We start from the raw sequence: 5,647 nt of genomic DNA, 5'->3' as shown, positions 1-5,647 counted from the left end.
CGGCGCCGTGGGGGCCACCGAGGGCTCACCCGTGGGCTGCTCGGCCGGCACCGGAGCGCCGCTGGTGGGCGCGGCCGGGTCGGTGCCCGCCGGTGGGGCGGTGGGGTCGGTCCCGCCCGGCGCCGGGGCGGGGGCAGGGGCGGCGGCCGCGAACGGGCCGGCGATCACCTCGCGGAAGCGCAGCTGCGCGGTCTGGCCCAACGAGCGGGCCTGCTCGCCCTCCTGGCCGGGCACGGTGATCGTCAGGTTGCTCCCGTCGAGCACGACCTCCGCGCCGCTGACGCCCAGCCCGTCCACCCGCTCCTGGATGATCGCCTGGGCCTGCAGGAGCTGCTCGCGGGGCGCCTCGGCCCCGGACTCGGTGCGCGCCTGGAGGGTGACCCTCGTGCCGCCCTGCAGGTCGATGCCCAGCTTGGGAATCACGCTCCCGTCACCGGTGAAGAACACCAGCGCGTACAGCGCCGCGACGATACCGACGAACGCCGTCAGGTAGCGCCAGGGACGGATCCGCCCCGGGGTGGTTGCCACTGTCGAGCTTCTTTCCCTGCCGGGGTACGGGACCTGCCGTACCAGCCGAGGTTGTGGGTAATGGGTCGGTCAGCCGCGCGTGCTGCCGTTGGTCGAGTCGTCCTTCTGCAGCGAGGGGGTGTCGGCCTTCGCGGTGTCGACCCCGGTGTCGGCCTTGGTGCCGGTCGCGGTGTCGGCGTCGGCGACGGGCTCGGCGTCGACGACGACCGGCTCGTCGGTGCCGGTGGCCCCGGTGGTGTCGTCGGCCGGCGGGTTGACCTTCTCCCGGACCGCGGCGCGCACCCAGGTGGTGACGATGCCGTCGGCGATCTCGATGTCGATGGTCTCCTCGTACGAGGCATCGACGACGGTGCCGCGCAGGCCGGAGGTCGTCATCACGACGTCGCCGGGCTCCAGCGAGCTCTGCAGGCTCTGCATCTCCTGCATCTGGCGACGCTGCCGGCGCCCGGACAGGAAGATCGGGATGAACAGCACGAGGATGAGCAGGGGGAACAGCAGCGAGGTGAAGTCCATGATCTCCGAGTCTCCGCACGTCGTGGGCCGTTCGAGTCTGCCAGCCCCGGTTCAGAACAGTGCGGCCGCCCCGTCCGCGGGCGGGGTGAGCCCGAGGTGGCTCCAGGCAGCGGCTGTGGCCACCCGGCCACGGGGCGTGCGGGCGAGCATCCCGGCCCGCACGAGGTACGGCTCGCAAACCTCCTCGACGGTACCGGGTTCCTCACCGACGGCGACAGCCAGCGTCGACACGCCGACCGGACCGCCCCCGAACGAGCGCACCAGCGCGCCCAGCACGGCGCGGTCGAGCCGGTCCAGGCCCAGCTCGTCGACGTCGTAGACGGCCAGCGCGTCGCGGGCGACGGCCCTGTCCACCGCGCCGTCCGCGCGGACCTCGGCGAAGTCGCGCACCCGGCGCAGCAGCCGGTTGGCGATCCGCGGCGTGCCGCGCGAGCGCGAGGCGATCTCCTCGGCCCCGTCCGGGCGCAGGTCGACGCCCAGGATCGTGGCCGCGCGGCGCAGCACCAGCTCCAGCTCGGCGGGCTCGTAGAACTCCATGTGGGCGGTGAAGCCGAACCGGTCGCGCAGCGGGCCGGTCAGCGCGCCCGACCGGGTGGTCGCGCCCACCAGGGTGAACGGGGCGATGTCCAGCGGGATGGAGGTGGCGCCCGGGCCCTTGCCGACGACGACGTCGACCCGGAAGTCCTCCATCGCCAGGTACAGCATCTCCTCGGCGGGCCGGGCCATCCGGTGGATCTCGTCGATGAACAGCACGTCGCCGTGGGCCAGGTTGGACAGCATCGCGGCCAGGTCGCCGGCCCGCTCCAGCGCCGGGCCGGAGGTGAGCCGGATGGCCGCGCCCATCTCGGCGGCCACGATCAGCGCGAGGCTGGTCTTGCCCAGCCCCGGCGGCCCGGACATCAGGATGTGGTCGGGCGGGTCGCCGCGCCGGCGGGCGCCCTCCAGGACCAGCTCCAGCTGCTCGCGCACGCGGGGCTGGCCGATGAACTCGGTCAGCGTGCGCGGGCGCAGGGACGCGTCGACCTCCAGCTCGCCCAGCTCGGGCAGCGGGGACAGCTCGTCGCTCACCACGCGTCGCTCACTTGCGCCCCAGACCGCCGAGCGCGGTGCGCAGCAGCGTGCTGGCGTCGGCGTCGGCCTGCGCGGCCAGCGCGCTGTCCACCGCCTGCTCGGCCGGACGGACCGGGAAGCCCAGCCCGACCAGCGCCTCGACGACCTGGGCCCGGCGCGGGCCGCCGGCGGCGGCACCGACGGCGGCGACCGGGGCCGGCCCCGGGGCGTCGACCTTGTCGCGCAGCTCCAGCACCATCCGCTCGGCCAGCTTCGGCCCGATGCCGGGCACCCGGGTCAGGGTCTTGATCTCGCGTTCGACCAGAGCGCGGCGCAGCGTGTCGGGGTCGAGCACCGCCAGGGTGGCCAGCGCCATCCGCGGGCCGATGCCGGCCACGGTGAGCAGCAGGTGGAACAGCTCGCGCTGCTCGTCGTCGGCGAACCCGAACAGGGTCAGCGAGTCCTCGCGGACCACGAGCGCGGTGGCCAACCTGCCCTGCTCGCCGCGGCGCAGCGTGGCCAGCGTGGCCGGGGTGGCGTGCACCGCCAGCCCGACCCCGCCGACCTCCACGACGGCGTGGTCGAGTCCGATGGAGAGCACGTCGCCGCGCACGGAGCTGATCACCGGGTCGATCCTCCCGCAGCGGGTCCGCCCGGCCGGGCGGGGGTGGCCGGACGGGCGGCGGCGTCGCGGGCGGCCTGGGCCAGCCGGGCCCGGTGCGCGCGGGCCAGCTCCGCGCCGCGGGCCTGGGCCTGCGCCATGCGGTCGAGCATCGGGGCCCGCCAGCAGTGGCAGATCGCCAGCGCGAGCGCGTCGGCGGCGTCGGCGGGGCGCGGCGCCTCAGCCAGCCCGAGCAACCGGGTGACCATGGCCGTGACCTGCTCCTTGCCCGCCCGGCCCTCCCCGGTGACGGCGGCCTTGACCTCGCTGGGCGTGTGGAAGGCGACCGGCAGGCCGGCCCGCGCCGCCAGCAGCGCGACCACGCCGCTGGCCTGGGCGGTGCCCATGACGGTGCGCACGTTGTGCTGGCTGAACACCCGCTCGACGGCGACGACGTCGGGCCGATGGCGCCCGATCCACTCCTCGACCGTCGCGCCCACCGCCAGCAGGCGCCGCTCGATCGGCAGGTCGGGGGCGGTCCGCACGACGTCGACGTCGACGCAGCGCACGGTGCGCCCGCTGCCGCCGTCGACGACGCCGAGCCCGCACCGGGTGAGCCCCGGGTCGACGCCGAGCACCCGCACCCCCGCTCCCCTCTCGCGAACAGCCGTTCGAGCAGGGAGGCTACCGGGGTACGCCGTCGGGACCGCCGGGGACGCGCCGGGGAGGCGGGTCCGACCGGTCTCAGCCGCGCTGGGCGATCATCAGCTCGCGTCCCTCCGGATCGCTGAGCCGCACGTAGGTGCCCCAGCCCTCGGTCGTCGGACCGGTCACCTCCAGCCCGGCCCCGCGCAGCCGGGCCGCCTCGGCGTCGACGTCCGGCGTCTCGAAGATCATCGGGTAGTGCCGGTCGGGCTCGCGGTCGAAGTCCTTCGCGGCGCTCAGCACCACCCGGGTCTGCCCGCCCGGCGGGGTCACGTCCACCCAGCGCGCGCCGGGCCACATCTCGGCGTCGGTGGTGAGCTCGAAGCCGAGCACCGACACGAAGAACTCGACCATGACGTCCTGGTCGGCGACCGCCAGCAGAGCCGCCGACACCCGGGTGCTCATGCCGGGGCCCCGGCCGCGCGCTGCACGAGGCTGAACCAGTTGCCGGAGTCGTCGCGCAGCAGCGCCTCGACGCCGTAGGGGCGCTGCTCGGGCTCCTGGATGAACACCACCCCGCGCCCGGACAGCTCCTCGTAGGCCTTCTGCACGTCGTCGGTCTCCAGCACGCCGGTGCCCATGGCGCCCTTGGCCACCAGCTCCCGGATCCGCGCGGCGGTCGCCTCGTCGTTGCCCATGGCCGCGTCGGCCAGGATGATCTCCAGGTCGGGCTGGTCGGGCGGGCTGACGGTGAGCCAGCGGAAGCCCTGGCCCGCGCCCTCGAACTCCTCGCCCATCCGCACGTCGGAGCGCACCTCGAAGCCCAGCTTCTGCGCGTAGAACTGCTTGGCCCGGTCCTGGTCGAGCACGTAGAAGCAGGTGTGGGACATGCGTCGGATCACGGCTACCTCCGGTCGGTCGATCGTCGGCACCGACCGTAGGGCGGAGCACCCGGCCGCGGCTTCTCCCGGATTGCGCTACCGCTCGACCGGGTCCGGTAGCAGGCGCCTGCGCAGGCCCGACGAGCTCCGCAACCCGAGCACGGCCGCCGCGCCACCGAGCAGCGCGCCGGCGCCCGCCCACCACCACGGCCCGTCGCCGCCGGTCGGGGGTTCGGGAGCCGGGGCGGGGGGCGCCGCGGCCGCCCGTAGTTCGGCCGCGGACACCAGCGCCCGGTCGCCCGACGGGTCGCCGCCGGCGACCGGACCGAGCAGGCCGAGCCGGTCGAGGAGCGTGATCAGCGCCTGCTGGTCGGCGGGGCGGTGCCAGTACGCGTCCGGCCCGCCCGACTCCCCCGGCCACATGCCCTCGGACAGGTTCGCGGGATCTGCCGAGCCGGCGATGCGGGTGACCACGCGGATGCCGTCGGTGGGGTCGAGGAAGATGCGGTCGATCCGCCAGATGCTCACGTCGTGCACGAGCCAGGTCGCCGTCACGTACTGCCCCGGCGTGATGTCCGGCGGGCCTTCGACCGGGCCCCCCAGGTCGGCCAGCGCGTCCTCCAGCGCTGCGTAGGCGGGGTCGGACGTGTGGACGGCCGCGGCGCGCCCGTTGGTCGGCGAGACCAGCAGCACGCTGGTCGGGCCGCCGGCGTGCGCCGTGCCCGGCGCGCCCAGCAGCACGGCGGCCACCGCGGCCAGCAGCGCCGCCCCCCGCCGCACCCCTCGGCGCACCCGTGCGCGGGTCCGGCTCATTGCGGCGGGGGTCGGCTCCGGCACGGCTCCTCCTCGGTCGGCTGCGCCTGCTCTGCGCCCCCTCTACACCGCCGGGCGGGCGGCGGGTTCCGGTCGGCGCTCAGCGCACCGACCCGGCGATCGCCAGCGCCCTGGCACGGTCGGGCTCGCCCTCCAGCCGCAGCGTCACCTCGTCGTGCTGCCAGATCAGGGCGGGCCCGGACGTGCGCGAGGGCGCGATGCGCTGGTGCCCGATCCGGTCCAGGTACTCCAGGGTGTGCGGCCGGGACAGCCACAGTGCCTCGGCGCCGTCCACCGCGGCGAACTCGACAATGTCGTAGTAGCGCTTGACGAAGGTGGGCGCGGGGCCGCCGACGAACTGGTCGAGGCGCAGCGCGGGCGCACCGGGGGCGGCCGGCGCCCAGTCCATGCTCACCACCATCCCGTCCGGCGAGACCGACACGCGGTCGGGCTCGCCGAGCTCGGCCGGCACGCGCGGCGCGAACCCGGCGCGGTCGCCGGCCTCCCCCAGCGTGAGCGGCGCCGACGCCCCGGGGGCCTGCGCCGGCCCGGGGGGCGAACCGCCCGGCGTCTCGACGACCACCACCCCGCCGAGCCCGAGCCAGCGGGCGATCGC

Annotated in this window: 8 protein-coding genes and 1 pseudogene; all 9 read right to left on the bottom strand. The window is 75.7% G+C overall.

The genetic code is table 11. The features are described from left to right. Positions 1 to 528: pseudogene (locus KIK08_RS36890) on the bottom strand (protein translocase subunit SecD); the annotation flags it as partial. 69 nt (positions 529 to 597) lie between these two features. Further along, entirely contained in the window at positions 598 to 1,041 is a 444-nt protein-coding gene (gene yajC / locus KIK08_RS36885) for a preprotein translocase subunit YajC (RefSeq protein WP_214407955.1), read from the bottom strand. Between the two features lie 51 nt (positions 1,042 to 1,092). Then, positions 1,093 to 2,109, bottom strand: a complete 1,017-nt coding sequence (ruvB, locus tag KIK08_RS36880) for a Holliday junction branch migration DNA helicase RuvB (RefSeq protein WP_308258126.1) — start codon at positions 2,107 to 2,109, stop codon at positions 1,093 to 1,095. A gap of 10 nt (positions 2,110 to 2,119) precedes the next feature. Continuing rightward, a complete protein-coding gene (gene ruvA / locus KIK08_RS36875) occupies positions 2,120 to 2,716 on the bottom strand; it encodes a Holliday junction branch migration protein RuvA (protein WP_214407954.1) in 597 nt (198 codons plus the stop codon). Then, positions 2,713 to 3,336: a crossover junction endodeoxyribonuclease RuvC gene (gene ruvC / locus KIK08_RS36870; RefSeq protein ID WP_214407953.1), complete on the bottom strand. Its 624-nt coding sequence runs from the start codon at positions 3,334 to 3,336 to the stop codon at positions 2,713 to 2,715. Before ruvC ends, ruvA begins: the two co-directional genes overlap by 4 nt. A 100-nt stretch (positions 3,337 to 3,436) precedes the next feature. Beyond that, positions 3,437 to 3,802 (bottom strand): VOC family protein, encoded by a 366-nt coding sequence (locus KIK08_RS36865; protein ID WP_214407952.1) that lies wholly within the window; start codon positions 3,800 to 3,802, stop codon positions 3,437 to 3,439. Then, positions 3,799 to 4,239, bottom strand: a complete 441-nt coding sequence (locus KIK08_RS36860; protein ID WP_214407951.1) for a VOC family protein — start codon at positions 4,237 to 4,239, stop codon at positions 3,799 to 3,801. Before KIK08_RS36860 ends, KIK08_RS36865 begins: the two co-directional genes overlap by 4 nt. A gap of 75 nt (positions 4,240 to 4,314) precedes the next feature. Beyond that, the gene (locus KIK08_RS36855; RefSeq protein ID WP_214407950.1) at positions 4,315 to 5,055 is read right to left on the bottom strand and encodes a hypothetical protein; all 741 of its coding nucleotides are present in this window, start codon (positions 5,053 to 5,055) and stop codon (positions 4,315 to 4,317) included. 76 nt (positions 5,056 to 5,131) lie between these two features. After that, positions 5,132 to 5,647: hypothetical protein (locus KIK08_RS36850; protein WP_214407949.1), on the bottom strand; the 516-nt coding region annotated here is incomplete at its 5' end.

The sequence above is a fragment of the Pseudonocardia lacus genome (assembly GCF_018531445.1).
In the GTDB taxonomy this organism is placed as follows: Bacteria; Actinomycetota; Actinomycetes; order Mycobacteriales; family Pseudonocardiaceae; genus Pseudonocardia; species Pseudonocardia lacus.
This window is presented reverse-complemented; position numbering and strand designations above follow the sequence as displayed.